This window comes from Snodgrassella sp. W8124, from assembly GCF_016100875.1.
GTDB lineage: Bacteria > Pseudomonadota > Gammaproteobacteria > Burkholderiales > Neisseriaceae > Snodgrassella > Snodgrassella alvi.
The window spans coordinates 1,396,203-1,413,859 of sequence record NZ_JACFRP010000001.1; the positions used below are offsets into that span (position 1 = coordinate 1,396,203).

A 17,657-nucleotide genomic window follows, 5' to 3' on the forward strand; every position below is an offset into this window, starting at 1 on the left:
TACTCTTGATTGCCGTATTCTGTAATGGAAAGTGATAAAAGGGTTTTTCCGGTTATTATATGAATTTATCCCTAGCTTTTTTTAAAATAACTCTTTGTAAAAATATAAATCATTATCATTCTGCAAACAATAAAGCAAGCTATTTTTCAGGCTGCTGTTTGTCATTGGTTACTATTTTGTCTGCATTTTTCAATACTCTGCTTACTTATACGTTAAACAGTTATTTGGAAAATTCCTCTCTGATAACTTTAAGCCATGCTTTTACAGCCGGTGTCAGTTTTTTGTGACGAGGCCACGCCATAGACAAACTCCAGTTAATTGCCGGATCGGTTAACGGAACAGCTGCAAATATTTTATCGTCAAATTCATCCGTATAATAACTGGGCAGTAAAGCAATGCCCATTTCTTTTGCTACCATATCACGCAAAAGTTCCCACTGGCTGGTACAGCAAACCACATTTGGCTCAAATCCCTGATCATGACAACCATTAATAACACGTTCAAATAAAACAAAACCGCGACTAAACAAAATAAAAGACTCATCACGCAAACTGCGCAAAGACATAGATGCAGGTATTTTTGCTAACCGTTTACGCGGAAACAGTACCATCATCGGGTAATCGCATAAAGGAATATAATCAAATTCATCACTTACCGGTAACAGTAACTGACCTACATCCAGACGGTTATCCAGCAAGGCTGCTTCAATATCACGAGTACCGGCTTCAATAAAAGCCAGCTCAATATCCGGACATTGCTGATGAAAATTAAAAAAAGCCGGTGTTAGCAAACGGCTCCCTAGTAACGACATACCGATACGCAATGTACCCAATTTTAGTTCACGATAATCTTCTACCTCCTGTTTCAGCAACGACACCTGATTAAGTATCTGTAGAGAATGTTCATATACACGCTTACCAATTTCTGTTGGTAGTACCTGACGCTTGCGTCCGTTTTCTCCTTTCTGCAGTAAGGCTACATTTAAATCATTTTCCAGTGCGTGAATTATTTTGCTGATACTCGGTTGGGATAATGCCAGTTTTTCCGCAGTAACTGAAAAGCTGTGATTCTGAACCAGAGTGACCCAGCATTGAAGTGCTTTTATATCAATCATAAATATTCAAAAAAAGAATAATAAAAAAATTATAATTCATATTATGCCTAATAAAGCTAATTATAATCAGTGGTTTCCAATAATTGGCTATAAGGAACAGCCAAAATGAATATGTTACACCTTCGCATGGCAAACTGCTTACGTATATGCGCACAAATTTTATTAATCATTTTATTTTGGCTGATAGGGCTGGGTATCGAAAAAGCTACTCATATCCCTTTATCTGCCGGTGTAATCGGATTATTTCTGGTATTGCTGTTATTACAGCTTAACATATTGAAATTATCATGGATTGCCAGTGGTGCGCAGGTTTTGCTGGGTGAATTAATGTTGTATTTTATGCCTGTTCTTGTTGCAGTGGTTCAATACAAGGCATTGTTTGCTGCTGAAGGATGGCAACTGATTATTAGCATCGTAACAGGTACATTTCTAGTAATGAGCAGTACTGCTCTGACCTTAAAATACTGCTATCGTCTGCGCCGTGTATGGATTAAACATCGCCATGTCTGAACTGGCATATATTTAATTTCTAACTGGATATCTGTTATGAATATAATTGCTGCCGGCTGTTTTATCTGGACAATTGCATTGTATGCACTGGCAAAAAAATGCTATCGCGCCAAACCGGTTATATTTTTGTCACCCGCCATTACTTTTAGTGTATTAACCATAGCCCTCATGCAATGGCTGGACATCAGTTATACACAATATAATCAATATACGCGTTATATTTCCGGCTTACTTGGCCCTGCCACTGTTGCTTTTGCCATTCCAATTTATCAATATCGTGATGTAATGAAACGTCAGTTACCGATTCTGATGACAGCTATTATTGTGGGAATGTTTGTCGGAGTGGGCAGTGCTTATCTGATGGCTCGTCTGTTTCATTTTAACCACGAAGTAACCTACAGCCTGATGGCACGTTCCGTATCTACTCCGTTTGCCATTGAGCTTGCTGACAAAATTCATGGTTCAGCGGCGCTGGTATCCGTATTCACCATCATAACCGGACTGGTAGGCATGCTATTTGGTGATATCACACTGGCTTTCAGTCGCAGCCGGCTGCATCTGGCCAATGGTGCTGCTTTTGGTAATGCCGCACATGGATTTGGTACTTCGCGGGCAATTCAGCGTAATGCCGACGAAGGTGTGGTTGCCAGCCTGACTATGATTCTGGCAGGTTTATTTATGGTGCTGGCCGGACCTTTAATAGTGAAAATCATAGTCTGGTTATAATAAAGATAACCTGCTTTACATAAACTTTACCGCTGCCGTACAATCATTAGCGGCTTCTGTTACTATTTCTTAATTGCGTTAAAGCTGTTCCGGCATGATTCGGACAGCCGCTTTCTTCTGCTCTGCATTTTTACAGACAAATTACTCTTATCTATTACATCTGTGGAGGATAGCTGAATATGGCTTATCAATCTATCAATCCGTTTACTGGCGAGCTGGCCAGAACTTTTTCCAATCATACTAATACTGAGGTAGAAAATGCACTGACTCAGGCTCATGCTCTGTACAAGTCTGAATGGTCGCAACCGGAAAACATCGGCGAAAGACAGGCATTACTACAACGCCTGGCTGAAATTATGACACGGCATCAGGAAAAAATTGCCCGTATTATCACATTGGATATGGGTAAGCGTATTGCAGAGAGCCGTAACGAAATTGTTAATTGCATTGAAATTGTCCAGTACTATGCAAAACAGGCTGCAGAACTGCTAAAACCGGCAGCCTATCCGAGCAAACTGGGCAAAGGCTGGGTGGAACATCATCCTATCGGTATCATTCTGGCAGTTGAACCGTGGAATTTTCCTATTTACCAGCTTATCCGGGTTATTGCACCGGCTATTGCTGTAGGCAATCCGGTTGTAGCCAAACATGCCAGTAATGTTCCGCAATGTGCGCAACTAGTGGAAGATCTGCTGCATGAAGCCCAGGCACCTGCCGGTACTTATACCAATCTGTTTGTAACTCCGGAGCAGATAGAAACCATTATCAGTGACAAACGCGTACAGGGTGTGGCTCTGACAGGCTCAGAAGGTGCCGGCAGTATTGTAGCCGGACAGGCTGGCAGTAAACTGAAAAAATCTACTATGGAACTAGGCGGTAATGATGTATTCGTTGTCACAGATGATGCAGATGTAGTAGCCGCCGCACATACCGCAGTAGCAGGACGCTTGTTTAACGCCGGTCAGGTATGTATTGCAGCAAAACGTTTTATCGTGCATGAAAAAGTGGCTGAACAATTCACTCGGATTGTTCAGGAAGATTTTGCCCAGGTAGTGATGGGCGATCCGTTGGATGAAAATACGACACTGGCACCACTTTCATCTCGTAAAAGCAAGGATACATTACAAGAGCAGCTCAATGCAGCCATTGCACATGGTGCTAAGGTATTATGTGGTAATAAACCTGCTGAAGGCAATTTCTTTACCCCTACACTGATCACGGATATTAGCCGGGATAATCCGGCCTATTTCGAAGAATTTTTCGGACCTGTAGCACAGTTGTATGTTGTAAAAAATGATGAAGAAGCAATTACATTGGCTAATGATTCTAATTTTGGTCTGGGCGGAACCGTTTTCTGTAAAGATATTGAACGCGCCAAAAATCTGGCCTCGCGAATTGAAACCGGTATGGTATTTATTAACCGTTTCGGTGATTCCGTAGCTGAACTGCCGTTTGGCGGAATTAAACGTTCAGGCTTCGGACGTGAACTAAGTGATCTGGGCATTAAAGAATTTGTTAATCACAAACTTGTGGTACTTGCACAGGACTAATCCTCCTATTAATGCAAAAAGCAGTCTGTTTATACAGACTGCTTTTTTTAGATAATAATCAGTTACTGGCCATAAAACACCAACCATATCTTTACTGCTTATGGTTGTAGCAATTTGAATTCCACTTTATCAGCTAAGTTTTTAGGCACAATCAAGATAACAAACGGATGCATCTGATAACTCTGTCTTGCTCCAGAACGAATGCGTACATCTAATATCAGCTTATCCTGAGCATAATTTAAGGTTAAGGGCGTAATTTCCAGCTGCTTTTGCACGATTCCGGCATCATATACAATTACATCATGAGCTGCAAAATCAATAGGAGTTGGTTTCCCATTTTTCCCCATAGTTGCAGCCATACCGAAATAACGGGCAAACTCAACAGATGAACTAATGTGTCTCGGGACTAATCCGGTTACCGTATTTTTAATGAAGTAATTATCGGCCAGCTGATAAGCAACTGGCGTCGCTGATTGGTTGAAAACCTGAGCAGAACTATTAGCTGTGACAGCTGCTGAATGGCTACAAGCACACAGACTGCCTGCCAGTAAGAAACTCATTATCATTGAATAAACATTACCGCGCATAGCAACCTCCTGTCAGGTTTCGTAAATTTTACTGCTGCTTAAAGGCCAGCCATGCCAGAGTCAGCCAGCCGGTAATCATTAAAACACCGCCAACCGGTGTAATTGCACCGAGCCAGCGAGGCAAACCCAAAGCCATCAGATACAGTGAACCACAAAAAATAATCAATCCCAGCTGTAGTAAAGAAAACGGTATTTTTACCATAAATGCCGGTACTGCTTTTGCCAGTACGCCTAATACCAGTAATCCCAATGCATGCCAGAAAAAATACTGTGTTGCTGTATGCCACCATTCCAGTTGCTGCACACTGGCCATATGTTTTAATCCGTGTGCACCAAATGCACCCAGCATTACCGCCAAAGCCAGATTAACCGCTGCAATACCTAACCACATATCAATTCCCCATTATTCAATTAATTAAACCGTAGATATGCCTGTCTTATTACCAACAGACTATTCAGCTAAGCGAAGTATAAAGGTCGGTTTACTGAATCTCAAATTACTTACATAAATACAATTATTATGGCAAATTCCCGTTTTCTGTCCTTCATGCAAATAAAAACCAAAATAAAAATTAAAGGAAAGATTATATTGCTGAAAATAGATCTATAAAAACCAATCAAAAGAGTAAATTTTCCTCCAAGATACATTAATCTTTTCACTCTTTCTTCTAATTTTCATAATACTATTACCGATAAAAAAACTGACCAGTTACTATGAACAGGTCAGTTTTTCATCTTTTGATTGTAATAGCTATTTTCTATTTATTTACAGCTGATACCGCTAATTTGTGGCGTTTTTGCCGTACCTACTTTAAATATACATTTAGTGTCACTACTGCCGGTAACAATGAGATTACCGGAAGCAACGTTCATATTCAGAGGTTCTTTTACACCCATTTTTACTGCTGTATTGGCCAGTTTCTGTACCTCTTCCGGCGCATATGCAGTGTTATTACTAGCTACTTTGATTTCCTTAGCACTAACACCTGCTGCTACAACAAGCCCAATAGCAAAAATCAGACTATTACGCATAGATTTATTCATTCGGATTCCTTTCCGAAGATTATATTCATTAATTATACTAATACAAAAAACCAGCACTTTCCAGCAAAATACATCAAATTTACTGTAAATCAAACAATAATGAACAAATCATTTCAATAAATATAATTATTACCTTTGTATTACCTTTAGTATAAAAGAAAAAGCTGTATACCAAGCAAACTGGTATACAGCAAACCAAAGGAACTTTTTTAAAATTAATTAATTCAGTAACAGAATGTATCAGACTGGCATACACTATTTCATTGTTGTGATTGCTGATCTAACTTATCTCTGTCTTGCTGATATTCACCCCATAATGCATTTACTACTCCAAGCAGTATGGCAAAACCAATACCTAAACACCAGGCAAAATACCACATAAAATACTCCTTATTTTACTGGCTTGTCTGCCGACTAAAATACCAGCGGCAGACTAAGCCGAATTTAATACAGGCTATGGTCATTTTTGCGAATCATGTCGGTAGTTACCTTACCGCGCATCACCCGATAACACCAGCTGGTATAGCACAACATTAGCGGCACGAAAATTAATGCCACCACCAGCATAATTTTAAGAGTAAATTCACTCGAACTGGCATCCCATACCGTCAGGCTGGAGCGCAAATCTGTGCTTGAAGGCATGATAAAGGGGAACATGGATACACCAGCGGTACTGATTACGCCGCCAAGACCCAATGCTGAAAACCAGAATGCTACAAAATTCTTCCCGCCTTTTGCCAGAAGCCATGCCACTATAAAACCAACATAAGCCAGTACCGGTATCACTAACAGCAGCGGATATTGCTGATAGTTATTCATCCATGCACCAGTGGCACTAACCACCTGTTTATTCAGCGGATCAGGTGAAGCTCCAGGCAAATAACTTCCCTCAACCATGCTGTAACCATTAATTCCCATATTGACCCAGATACCGGCCAGTGAGAATGCAATTACCACAACAATCAGAGCAATTGTGCTGGCACGCAGTGCACGTTGTCTTACCTGTTCATCTGTGCGCAATGCCAGATAAATCGCACCATGAAAGGTAATCATTGCAGCCGATACCACACCACACAACAAACTGAAAGGATTGAGCAAAGCCCAGAATGAACCAGTATAGAAAGAACGCAAATCATCATTAAAATGAAATGGCACCCCCAGCAGCAGATTACCGAAAGCCACACCGAAAATCAGCGGTGGAACGAAACTGCCGACAAACAGTAACCAGTCCCAGGTAGTACGCCAGCGGGCATTATTGATTTTACTGCGATAGTCAAATCCTACCGGACGGAAAAACATTGCCCACAGCACAGCCATCATTGCCCAGTAAAAGCCGGAAAATGCTGTCGCATAAGCATATGGCCATGCTGCAAAAATAGCACCACCACCAGTAAGAAACCATACCTGATTACCATCCCAGTGCGGGGCTATTGAATTAATAATGACACGGCGCTCGTTATCGTTTCTGCCAACAAACGGAAGCAGACAACCTGCCCCCATATCCTGCCCGTCCATGATGGCAAAGCCAATCAGCAGAACACCCAGCAACAACCACCAGATGAATTTTAATACCGAATAATCCAAGAATTCCATGGTCTACTCCTAATGTTCTGCTTCATTAGCATAACGCCCTGTACCCAGTGAACCCGGGCCCTGACGGGAAAACCGTACCATCAGATACACTTCCACAATTAATAAGATTGTGTACAGTGTTACAAAACCGAAAATTGATCCCCAGAGACTAGCAGCCGTCAGCGAAGAAGCCGAAAGATTAGTCGGTAGTACACCATATACTGTCCATGGCTGGCGTCCATACTCCGCAACAAACCATCCTGCCTCACAGGCCAGCCAGGGCAATGGTAAACTCCAGAACACCCATTTAAGCAACCAGCGTTTATCTGCAAAACTATTTCTAACCGAAGTATAAAATGCTACAACCATCAGCAACAGCAGCAGACAGCCACACAATACCATGATGCGGAAACTCCAGAACATCGGAGCGACACGCGGAATTGTTTCCCGGGCTGCATGTGCGATATCAGATTCAGTAGCCTGACGTACATCCGGCACATAGGATTTAAGCAGTAAGCCAAAGCCCAGATCATCGCCATATTTTTTCATGGCAGCCTGTGCTTGTGCATCTGTACGGTCTTTACGCAATGTTTCCAGCGCAATCACAGCTTCCCGACCATTGCGAATACGCTCCGTATTCTCAGCAATGATTTCCTTGATTCCCGGAATCTGTTTATCCAGTGACCGGGTACCGATTAAACCCATTACCCATGGAATTTCGATAGCGAAATCATTTTCCATTTTCTGCTCATTTGGCAGAGCAATCAGATTAAACGAAGCCGGAGCCGGTTCTGTTTCCCACATGGCTTCCAGTGTCGCCATTTTAGTTTGCTGTGATTTTCCCACGGTATAACCGGATTCATCACCCAGGATAATAACTGACAGAATTGAAGCTACACCAAAAGCTACGGCAATACGAAAGCTTTTTTTGGCAAATTCGACATCCTGACGTTTCAGCAAATACCAGGCAGAAATAGACATCACGAAAACCGCAGCGGTTACATAACCGGCAGAGACTGTATGTACAAATTTATTCTGCGCTACTTCATTCAGGAAAATGTCAGTAAAACTGGTCATTTCCATACGCATTGATTCAAAATTGAAATGCGCCCCTACCGGATCCTGCATCCAGCCATTGGCTACCAGAATCCACAATGCAGACAGATTGGAACCAAGTGCCATAAGAATGGTAACTAATAGATGACCAGGCCGGCTCAGTCTTTCCCAGCCAAAAAAGAACAGGCCTACAAAAGTGGATTCCAGAAAAAATGCCATCAGCGCTTCAATAGCCAATGGCGCACCAAAAATATCCCCCACATAATGCGAATAATATGACCAGTTGGTACCAAACTGGAATTCCATTGTTATACCGGTAGTTACACCCAGAGCAAAATTGATGCCGAACAATTTGCCCCAGAATCGCGTCATATCTTTATATATCTGCTTACCGGTTAACACATAAGTGGATTCCATTATTACCAGAATCCATACTATCCCCAATGTTAGCGGTACAAACAAAAAATGATAAAGCGCGACCAGCGCAAACTGCAGCCTTGACAGTTCCACTAAATCCATGGCTTTGTTCCTGTAATTTATATTAATAAAAATTATATTTATCTTTAAACCGGCATTGATAAATATTTCAATTTAATAGAATTTAATATACTATACAAATCGAAAATATTAAACTAATGCATAAATTTAACAAATAAATATAGTTATTTAAGTTTACATTAAATATGTAAAATTAAAAATAAACTAAACTTCTATTGTTAAAAATATTATATATTTTACTTTTACATTATAAATGCTAAAAATATATATTTAGAAATTATAATACAATGTCTTTGTTAAAATTTGTTATTAGTTATTTTTTTGATCTAGATCAAATAAAGGCAGCCACAAAATGGCTGCCAGAAAAGTAAATCAGCTAAAAATTTATTCAGAATTTATTCAATTTATTTGCAAAATCTGAGCTTCAGGCCACGGATTAGTCTGATGGCTTGCTACAATCAGAATACCTTGCCGCTGATGCTGTTGCAGCACAGAAGCCAGCTCTGCCTGTGCCTGCTCATCAATACCGGCAAACGGTTCATCCAGTATCAGTATTTTATAAGGACGCAGCAGTAAACGTGCCAAAGCAATACGACGTGCCTGCCCTCCTGACACAGCTGCTCCATATTCTCCCAGACGTGTCTCCAGAAGCTGGGGCTGATTTTCAGCCCATACAGCCAGCCCGACGCTGGAAAGTACTGACCACAACTCATCCTCAGTAGCATCAGCTTTACCCAAACGCAGATTCTCAGCCAGAGTTAAATCAAATATATCCAGTTGCTGAGCCAGATAACCCACCTCTCCCTGCCACTGCCATGCTGAAAACGGTTGCTGATTACAACACAATTGCCCTGCTGCTGGTTCCAGTTCCCCCGCTAATACTGCCAGCAAAGTTGATTTCCCGGCACCAGATGCTCCTTGCAGCAACAAAATATTACCGTTAACCAAATCAAAACTGACATTTTCCGCTCCGTTCAGCGCATCCGGCCAGCGTGCCTGTAATGCACGCGCCTGTAAATGCAGTTGTGCCGGTAAAGGCTTTTTATCTGATTCTTCAACAGTCAGTGCGGGCGTAATTGCATTAAGACGTATGCATGCAGCCTGACACAGACCATAGGTCATCATATTCATACCCAGTACCAGCACCAGTTCTGTAAAACCAAATACAGCCAGCACCAGCGCCAGCAACATGGCTACTGAAAGGTTTGCATCGCCACCGAAACGCTCACTTCCCAACCATAACAAAACAGCCACTGCTGCAGCCATCAATACCTGCTGTAACAATACTACTCTTCCTGCCAATTGCTGCTGATGCAACTGGCCAGAGACATAATATTGATCTTCGGCATGAAAAACCGTTGCAAAGCGTGACCATTGCTGCCATTGCAACAAAGCTGTTATTGCTTCAAGCGGTTGCAATAAAGCTATACGCCGCTTTTCAGCCAATCCTGCCTGCTGTTTGCCCCAGTTTTGTCCGTACAGTGCAGCCAATGCCGGAATCACGACAGTTGCCAGAAATAATGGAATAGACAGATACAATGTCAGTTTGCTGCCGGCCACAATTAAAGTTAGCCCCAGAATGCCCAGCAACATGAATAATGCCCATAACCATGGCAATACAACATTAAGCGGCCAGTTATTCAGCAATTCAATATCACTCAGTAAAGAATGCATCTGCCGCAGAGCGTTCTGTTGCTGCTGTTTACCTGTAGCCAGACGAGAAAACAGCCCGCTACGTAAATCAGCCAGAAGACCCAGTACTGCATCATGTGAACCAAGACGCTCACCATAGCGCCCCGCGGTACGCACAATCGCCAGCAAACGGATCACCCCTGCCGGAGTAAAATAGTTAAAGGTGTAAGCTGTTGCCAGACTTATTATTCCGGCCAGCCCGGCAGCAGTAATAAACCAGCCGGACAGAGCCAGCAGTCCGGTACTGGCTATAGCCGTTACCTGCCCTAATAACCATGCCAGTAACCAGGCACGCTTGCGACTCAGCAATAAATTAGACAGTTTCAGCTGCTGTTGTGACCATAACAAATGATAACGCTTCATCGTAATTGCTCCTGCCGGTCAGTCAGCATGATTTCCCTATCAACCCATCCGGCAAAACTAATATCATGACTAACGAGTATCACCGTTTTACCGATACTCAGCTGCGCCAGCAACTGCATAATTTCCGATGCTGTTTGCGCATCCAGATGAGCGGTTGGTTCATCCAGCAGCCATAACGGTGCTTTTCGTAACAGCATTTGTGCCAGCGCCAGTCGTTGTAACTGTCCGCCGGACATTCCACGACCACGCTCACCCAGTTGTGTATCCATTTGATGAGGTAAACGCTGAATTAATACCCACAGTCCTACTTGTTGCAGTACCTGCTGCAATTCTTCATCCGTAGCATCCGGGCTGGCCAGCCGCAAATTTTCGGCAACTGATAGTGACAATATTGGTGGCGTCTGTGCCAGATAAGCCACCGACTGTCGTAATAGCGGTAAATTTAATTCAGCATAATTATGCTGATTGATCCATAAAGTACCAGAGTAAGGAGCAAACCCCAGTAAGGCCTGCAGCAGACTGGATTTTCCACTGCCACTCGCTCCTCTGAGCAGAACACGTTCTCCGGCTTCTATGCAAAAACTGAATTGCGGCAGACGGATACGTTCATCACGTCCGTATACCACCAGATAATCTGCGCGCAAACTGGGAGGTGTTTGCAATACAAAATCAACTTCTTCAGAAACAGCAGGAATATTTTCGACCACTTTATATAGTGGCATTAATGTCTCGGCTGCTGCCTCTGCCTTAGCTTTATCATGATAATCAGCACCAAGCTGACGCAATGGTGCATAAAATTCCGGCGCCAGCAATAAAATAAATAATGCCCCCTGATAAGGTACCGGTATTTGTCCGTTTGCCCAGGGCAATACACCCAGCAGTCCGAGACCCAGATAGACAGCCACCAGTGCGATCGCCAGTGAAGCAAACAGTTCCAGAACGGCTGTAGACAGAAATGCCAGCCGTAATACCGCCATTGTTCGCACCCGATAAGACTCAGCAGCGGCATCAATAGTCTTCTGTGCCTGCAACTGAGCACCTAAACGACGTAACGTGGGCAGACCCCGCAGCAAATCCAGAAAACGTCCGCTTAAAGCCGCCAGTGCTGAAAACTGCGCACGATTTTTACGTGCTGCCGCCTGTCCGAGCAAAATCATAAAAATCGGAACCAATGGCGCAGTCAGCAATAATAGTGCAGCAGCAAATGGACTATAAAAACAGGTAGCCGCAGCAATCAGTACCGGCATCAGTACTGCAAGTTGCTGTTGCAGAACATAACGGCTTAAATATCCATCCAGAGCATCTACCTGTTCCAGAACCATTGTAGACAGAGCTCCATCACTGCCATACTGGCTACGCTCAGGTCCCAGTAATGCCAGTGCTTTCATTAACTGACTGCGCAACTGTAATCTGATTGCCACACTTGCCCGTAATAGCAACCGGTCTTTAAAATAGTTCAGTAACGGCCGCAACAGCCAGCAGATTAATAGATAAGGTAAAAACTGAAATAAAGTCTCAGTTACATCCTCTCCATTAAGCCACAAAGCAAAAAGGTTAGCCAGTAGAGCACTCTGTACAATAATTAATACGGCTGCGGTAACCATCAGCACCCATGCCAGCCGGTATGAGCGGTGTTGTCGTTTTTGCCATAAGCGCAGATAAAATCGCGGAGCAGATGCATGTAAGTTACTTCGAACCAACCCTTTTCTCCCTCGTTGTCTAAAACTTTCTATCAGCATTAATTTGTTGCAATTGCCTGTGGTGAAATACGCTTAAGCTGCCAGTGCTGCACCGCCCAGCTCAGCAAATCAGACAGACTATCCACCTCTGGTGCCTGCGGCTGCCCGAGATAAGTGAGAACCTGCCGCAGTAAAGTTTCACGCCGGCGCAAATCTAATGCAGGTGCCTGCGTCTGTTTTGACCATTTTTGTCCCAGCGTATTAGTCAGCAACGGTAAATGAGCATAAGCCGGCTGTGAAAAACCCAGTAACTGCTGTAAATAAATCTGACGGGGGGTAGATAATAACAAATCCTGACCGCGTACTACATGATTGATTCCCTGATCCGCATCATCAACTACGACCGCCAGTTGATAAGCCCAGAAACCATCTGCCCGCAACAAAACAAAATCGCCCACATCTCTGGATAAACACTGTTGCTTATAACCTTGTATTGCATCCGTAAAACCGGTTATATCTGTACCAGTTCGCAAACGCCATGCCGGCATTTTCTCTGAACAGACAGACATATCTGCATTCAAAGATGCACAATGTCCGGCATAAATAAAACCATCCGTACCCATGCCCTGTGCTTCAGCCTGTATCGTTTTTCGGCTGCAAAAGCACGGATACACCAGTTCTTGCGCTTTCAATCGCGCCAGAGCTGCAGCATAAAGGTGATGACGCTTGCTCTGATAAACAACTTCACCATCCCAGTGCAGTTCAAAAGCTTCCAGTGCAGATAAAATAGCTGCTGCCGCACCCGGCATTTCACGTGGCGGATCCAGATCTTCCATCCGCACCAGCCAGCGTCCCTCTCGGCTGCGGGCATCCAGATAAGAAGCTACCGCAGTAAGCAGCGAACCGATATGCAACAAACCGGTAGGGCTAGGGGCAAAACGCCCTACATACAACTCATCCACAAACAACTTCCATTCTTAATTCAATTTCACAGCCGGCACAGCTAATATAACTTAACATCACACCCGAAAAAGTACAAACCAGCCGTGATAATTAATCACTAAATCTAGAATATAAACAATTATTTATCAAAAAATTACCCAAAAATAGCATTTATTACCCTTACCTATAACTTTACTCTGGCACAATATTTAACCTAAAAAATAAAGGCATAAAACGGTATAATTCAATTTATCCGAATACATTAACACATCATGATTAGCAATGATTCACGTCTGCTTGTAATCGATACCAGCACCAGTTATCTGTCACTGGGACTGCATCACAACGGACATACTGACAGCATCTGCGAAGCAGCCGGTGCAAAACAGTCTGAACTGATATTACCGCGTATACAGCAGTTACTGGCAGAATCCGGACTGATACTGTCTCAGCTGGATGCCATCATTTACGCACAAGGCCCCGGTGCTTTCACCGGATTACGCATTGGTCTAGGTGTAGCTACTGGTTTAGCATTGCCATTCAGTCTGCCACTGATTGGCATTCCCTGTCTGGATGCTGTAGCTGCTCTTGCACCGGATCAGCCTTGCGTACTGGCCGCAACAGACGCACGTATGAACGAACTATTCTATGCATGGTATGACACCCATAATCATAAACGTCTGAGTGATTATCTGGTGGGTACTGCCGAAAGCATCTGTCTGCCGGCCGGTCAGCATCAGGCTACAGGTATCGGTAATGCTTACGGGCTGAATATCAATTTACCCGTATCAGGGCAGAATCTTATGCCCGGAGCTCAGGAGTATGTGCAACTGGCCTTATCCGGTCGTTACAAAGCAACTGATGCTGCTCATGCCAGCCTGCATTATGTCCGCAATAAAATTGCTCTGACAGCTGCCGAACAGGCTGCCAGACGAACTGCGAGTCAGATAGCATGAATATCCGTGCCGCCACTCTCGCTGATGTCGCCGCTCTGCATGAGCTTGAAAAACAGTGTAATCCGGCGCCATGGTCAGCAACACAACTGGCCAATACCGTTTATGCACCACAGCCTGTATGGGTAATTGACCTGCCTGTGCATGGAATTGTCAGCATGCTGGTCTGGCAAAAACTACCGGGGGAAGCCGAAATTCATTTGCTTGACACCCAGCCTGATTTCAGAAGGCAGGGTTATGCACAACAATTACTGGAACATTTATTCCAGCATGCAAAGCAACAGCATCTGAACCGGATATTGCTTGAAGTGCGTGCCGGCAATTCCGGTGCACTGCAACTGTATACAAACAATGGTTTTGTATCCTGTGGCATACGTAAAAATTATTACCAGAATGGTGATGATGCTGTATTAATGGAAAAACCATGCTAGACAGCCGCTATCTTTATCTGCACGAAGCGCTGGGTCTCGGCCCCATGTGGTTATCACAAACTGCTTATCTGATACCTTCCGAAATTACAGAAACAAATACGCCAGTAAAAAACGATACCCGGCTTGTGGCACGTTCTGCTTCGGATAATTCTGTCCATCTAGAACCAGTGAGAACTTCTCACCAGACGTCACCGGCAGATATTTCTGCAACTCAGCCAGCCAACCGGCATCGTGACGCACTTCGGCAAATTATCAATCAACCGGCAACTGAATCTGTAACACAGATTACCAAAGAAGATAACACTAGCAAAATCAGCCCCATTACCACAAGTGACAAATTAAATATCAGTTTCGAATCGATTCCGGCAACACTGGCCGCATGCACCCGCTGCAATTTGCATCAGGAGCGCTGCACTCCACTTCCGGGATATGGTGCAAGCAATGCACGGCTTCTGGTTATCAGCTCTAATCCTGCACCGCCCGACGACAGCAGCAGGCAGCTTTTCAGCGGAGAAGTCGGCAAATTGCTCAGCAATATGCTGGCAGCCATCAATATTACTGCTGAAGAAGTTTTTTTTACCAGCCAGGTGAAGTGTGCGCCTAATGTCAGCCTGCGCATTACTGATGAGCATCTGCAAGCCTGTTTGCCTTATCTGAGTGCTCAGATCGAACATATCCGGCCTCAGGCTATTCTGCTGCTTGGGCAGATATTCAGCCAGCTCGACCAGACAATACTGGCACAAAATCTGCACAATACTCCTTACGTAATATCGCCCCACCCTGCACGATTATTGCGTCAAAGCCATTTAAAAGCCAATGCATGGACAGCACTTAAACAATTGCGCAATTTCTTACAATAATCTGTTAAAAAATGTATCTTTATAAGGTATAAGTCCGCACAAGCCAAAACATCTATGTTAAAATATGATAATAAAATTTTAATTAAATAAAATCAATATATTATGCATATTTCTCTTGGCCCTGTCGTGATGATTCTTTTGGTGGCCGTTTTGGCCTCTATCATCTGCCGACGTTTACACATTCCCGCCATGCTAGGCTACCTGGTAGTTGGCTTCATAGCCGGTCCTGGCTGGCTGCATTTAATTAATCAGAGTCATGCCACCGAATTTATCGGAGAAATCGGCATTACTTTTCTTATGTTCAGCATCGGGCTTGAATTTTCCATCGGCAAACTCAAAGCCATGCGCAGGCTGGTGCTTGGTTTAGGCGGATTACAGGTTGCACTTACCCTGTTGATACTTTTTATCCTGTTTGCAGCTATGCGTATTCAGCTGACATGGGCGTTTACCCTTGCCGCAGCCATGACCATGTCTTCGACGGCTATTGTCAGCCGCATTATGGTAGAAAAAAACGAACTGGGACAGCATTACGGCCACATGATTATGGGCGTACTGCTGATGCAGGATATTGCCGTCGTTCCATTGATGATTTTATTACCTGCTCTGGCTCACAGCAGTGACGGTCTGATCCTGCAAATGGGCAAAGCCCTGCTTACCATGGCACTTGCCTTAGGTCTGCTGCTGGTGGTCGGCAGTAAAATCATGCCTATGTGGTTCCGTCTGATTGCCCGCACCAAATCCAGCGAACTCTTCATGATTAACGTTTTGCTGGTCACTCTCGGAGTTGCTTATCTTACTCAGCTGGCCGGTCTGTCACTGGCACTGGGCGCCTTTGTTGCCGGTATGCTGATATCAGAAACCGAATACCGCTATCAGGTAGAAGATGACATTCGCCCCTTCCGGGACATTCTGCTCGGCTTCTTCTTCATTACCATCGGCATGAAACTGAATATACAAGTTTTACAATCAAGCTGGTTAATGATACTGATACTGGGAGCACTGCTGGTTATTCTGAAAGCAGCGGTACTATTTGGCATTAGCCGCTACATGAAAGAAAATACCGGCGACAGCATTAAAACAGCTTTGTATCTCGCTCAGGGTGGTGAATTCGGCTTTGTTATGCTGGCCATTAGTGGCGCATTAAAACTCATTTCTCTTGAGCTGCAACAAGCAGCCATTGCCGCCATCCTGCTTTCCATGATACTGGCACCCTTTATTATGCGAAGTGCAGATAAAATCAATAAACTGCTGGTTAAACGCAGCTGGGACGAACAGGCAGTTGATTTACAGAGCATACTGGTAGATACCATGAGCAAATCTGACCATATTCTCATCATCGGTTTCGGCCGCTGCGGTCAGAGCATTGCCCGTATCCTGCAACAGGAGGATACACCCTACTATGCCATTGATCTGGATGCTGAACGGGTTGCCACAGCCAAAGCTGCCGGAGAACCGGTCACATTCGGTGATGCCAAACGGCAGGAAGTATTACAGGCAGCCGGATTAAAACGTGCCAATACCGTACTGATTACCATCAACAACATGACAGAGGCCAAGCATATTCTCAATAATATTATGCTGATTGCCCCTACCATGCCGGTAATCGTGCGCGTTACCAACGACGACAACATTCCTGTGCTAACCAATATGGGTGCAGACGATATCGTTTCTGATGAGAAAGAATCCAGCCTTACACTCGCCAGTCAGGCATTATTAAGCTCAGGCAAACCGTTTGATGAAGTCTATCAAATCATGCAGCGTATTCGTCAAAATCGTTATCAGGCACTTGAAGGTTTATTTGCCGGCAGCGATGACACCGTCTCTGATGAGAATATCCATTATTTCCGTCAGGCTTTCACTCTGCCGCCAGATGCTTTTCTGGTAGGTAAAAGTGTAGACGACCTTCCGCTGGACAAATTGAAAGTAAAACTGCTCTCAGTACGCCGCAATGCTCATCAATTACGCAAATTTGACTCTGAATTCCGTTTTAAAAATGCAGATACTCTGGTTGTACTCGGCCCCAGAGACAAAGTAATTCTTTTTGAAAACTGGTCACTACAGGGAACGAACTAATTTTTTC

General features: G+C 43.9%; 17 protein-coding genes. 7 read left to right on the plus strand and 10 right to left on the minus strand.

Annotated elements, in window-relative coordinates:
- Positions 1-220: 220 nt before the first annotated feature.
- A complete protein-coding gene (locus H3U73_RS06130; protein ID WP_171991472.1) occupies positions 221-1,114 on the minus strand; it encodes a LysR substrate-binding domain-containing protein in 894 nt (297 codons plus the stop codon).
- Between the two features lie 105 nt (positions 1,115-1,219).
- On the opposite strand from H3U73_RS06130, the gene H3U73_RS06135 reads away from it, so the two are divergent.
- The 3 genes from H3U73_RS06135 (at position 1,220) to H3U73_RS06145 (ending at position 3,900) form a co-directional block, all read left to right on the plus strand.
- Entirely contained in the window at positions 1,220-1,624 is a 405-nt protein-coding gene (locus H3U73_RS06135) for a CidA/LrgA family protein (protein WP_078474338.1), read from the plus strand.
- Between the two features lie 36 nt (positions 1,625-1,660).
- Positions 1,661-2,350, plus strand: a complete 690-nt coding sequence (locus H3U73_RS06140) for an LrgB family protein (protein WP_084551803.1) — start codon at positions 1,661-1,663, stop codon at positions 2,348-2,350.
- A gap of 179 nt (positions 2,351-2,529) precedes the next feature.
- Entirely contained in the window at positions 2,530-3,900 is a 1,371-nt protein-coding gene (locus H3U73_RS06145) for an NAD-dependent succinate-semialdehyde dehydrogenase (RefSeq protein ID WP_198190190.1), read from the plus strand.
- Between the two features lie 98 nt (positions 3,901-3,998).
- On the opposite strand, the gene H3U73_RS06150 is transcribed toward H3U73_RS06145, so the two are convergent.
- The 9 genes from H3U73_RS06150 to gluQRS all read right to left on the minus strand — a co-directional run bounded on the left by H3U73_RS06150 (position 3,999) and on the right by gluQRS (position 13,344).
- Complete coding sequence (locus H3U73_RS06150; RefSeq protein ID WP_198190191.1) at positions 3,999-4,487, minus strand: hypothetical protein; 489 nt, start codon at positions 4,485-4,487, stop codon at positions 3,999-4,001.
- Between the two features lie 28 nt (positions 4,488-4,515).
- Positions 4,516-4,878, minus strand: a complete 363-nt coding sequence (locus tag H3U73_RS06155) for a DUF423 domain-containing protein (protein ID WP_198190192.1) — start codon at positions 4,876-4,878, stop codon at positions 4,516-4,518.
- A 371-nt stretch (positions 4,879-5,249) separates the two neighbouring features.
- Positions 5,250-5,531 (minus strand): hypothetical protein, encoded by a 282-nt coding sequence (locus tag H3U73_RS06160; protein WP_084553978.1) that lies wholly within the window; start codon positions 5,529-5,531, stop codon positions 5,250-5,252.
- 260 nt (positions 5,532-5,791) lie between these two features.
- A complete protein-coding gene (gene cydX / locus H3U73_RS06165; protein WP_025330274.1) occupies positions 5,792-5,911 on the minus strand; it encodes a cytochrome bd-I oxidase subunit CydX in 120 nt (39 codons plus the stop codon).
- Between the two features lie 64 nt (positions 5,912-5,975).
- Positions 5,976-7,124 (minus strand): cytochrome d ubiquinol oxidase subunit II, encoded by a 1,149-nt coding sequence (gene cydB / locus H3U73_RS06170; protein ID WP_198190193.1) that lies wholly within the window; start codon positions 7,122-7,124, stop codon positions 5,976-5,978.
- A gap of 9 nt (positions 7,125-7,133) precedes the next feature.
- Positions 7,134-8,678 carry a cytochrome ubiquinol oxidase subunit I gene (locus tag H3U73_RS06175; RefSeq protein ID WP_037393520.1) on the minus strand — a complete coding sequence of 515 codons (1,545 nt, stop codon included), beginning with the start codon at positions 8,676-8,678 and terminating at the stop codon, positions 7,134-7,136.
- A gap of 378 nt (positions 8,679-9,056) precedes the next feature.
- Positions 9,057-10,712 (minus strand): amino acid ABC transporter ATP-binding/permease protein, encoded by a 1,656-nt coding sequence (locus H3U73_RS06180; protein WP_198190194.1) that lies wholly within the window; start codon positions 10,710-10,712, stop codon positions 9,057-9,059.
- The gene (cydD, locus tag H3U73_RS06185; protein WP_171991503.1) at positions 10,709-12,412 is read right to left on the minus strand and encodes a thiol reductant ABC exporter subunit CydD; all 1,704 of its coding nucleotides are present in this window, start codon (positions 12,410-12,412) and stop codon (positions 10,709-10,711) included. Before cydD ends, H3U73_RS06180 begins: the two co-directional genes overlap by 4 nt.
- A 38-nt stretch (positions 12,413-12,450) precedes the next feature.
- Positions 12,451-13,344, minus strand: a complete 894-nt coding sequence (gluQRS, locus tag H3U73_RS06190) for a tRNA glutamyl-Q(34) synthetase GluQRS (protein ID WP_198190347.1) — start codon at positions 13,342-13,344, stop codon at positions 12,451-12,453.
- A 261-nt stretch (positions 13,345-13,605) separates the two neighbouring features.
- On the opposite strand from gluQRS, the gene tsaB reads away from it, so the two are divergent.
- From tsaB to H3U73_RS06210, 4 genes are all read left to right on the plus strand, one after another.
- A complete protein-coding gene (tsaB, locus tag H3U73_RS06195) occupies positions 13,606-14,289 on the plus strand; it encodes a tRNA (adenosine(37)-N6)-threonylcarbamoyltransferase complex dimerization subunit type 1 TsaB (protein ID WP_025330268.1) in 684 nt (227 codons plus the stop codon).
- Positions 14,286-14,717, plus strand: a complete 432-nt coding sequence (gene rimI / locus H3U73_RS06200; protein ID WP_198190195.1) for a ribosomal protein S18-alanine N-acetyltransferase — start codon at positions 14,286-14,288, stop codon at positions 14,715-14,717. Before tsaB ends, rimI begins: the two co-directional genes overlap by 4 nt.
- Positions 14,711-15,577, plus strand: coding sequence for a uracil-DNA glycosylase family protein (locus H3U73_RS06205; RefSeq protein WP_198190196.1), 867 nt, complete (start codon positions 14,711-14,713; stop codon positions 15,575-15,577). Before rimI ends, H3U73_RS06205 begins: the two co-directional genes overlap by 7 nt.
- Before the next feature lie 99 nt (positions 15,578-15,676).
- Positions 15,677-17,650, plus strand: coding sequence for a monovalent cation:proton antiporter family protein (locus tag H3U73_RS06210; RefSeq protein ID WP_172332926.1), 1,974 nt, complete (start codon positions 15,677-15,679; stop codon positions 17,648-17,650).
- Positions 17,651-17,657 lie beyond the last annotated feature (7 nt).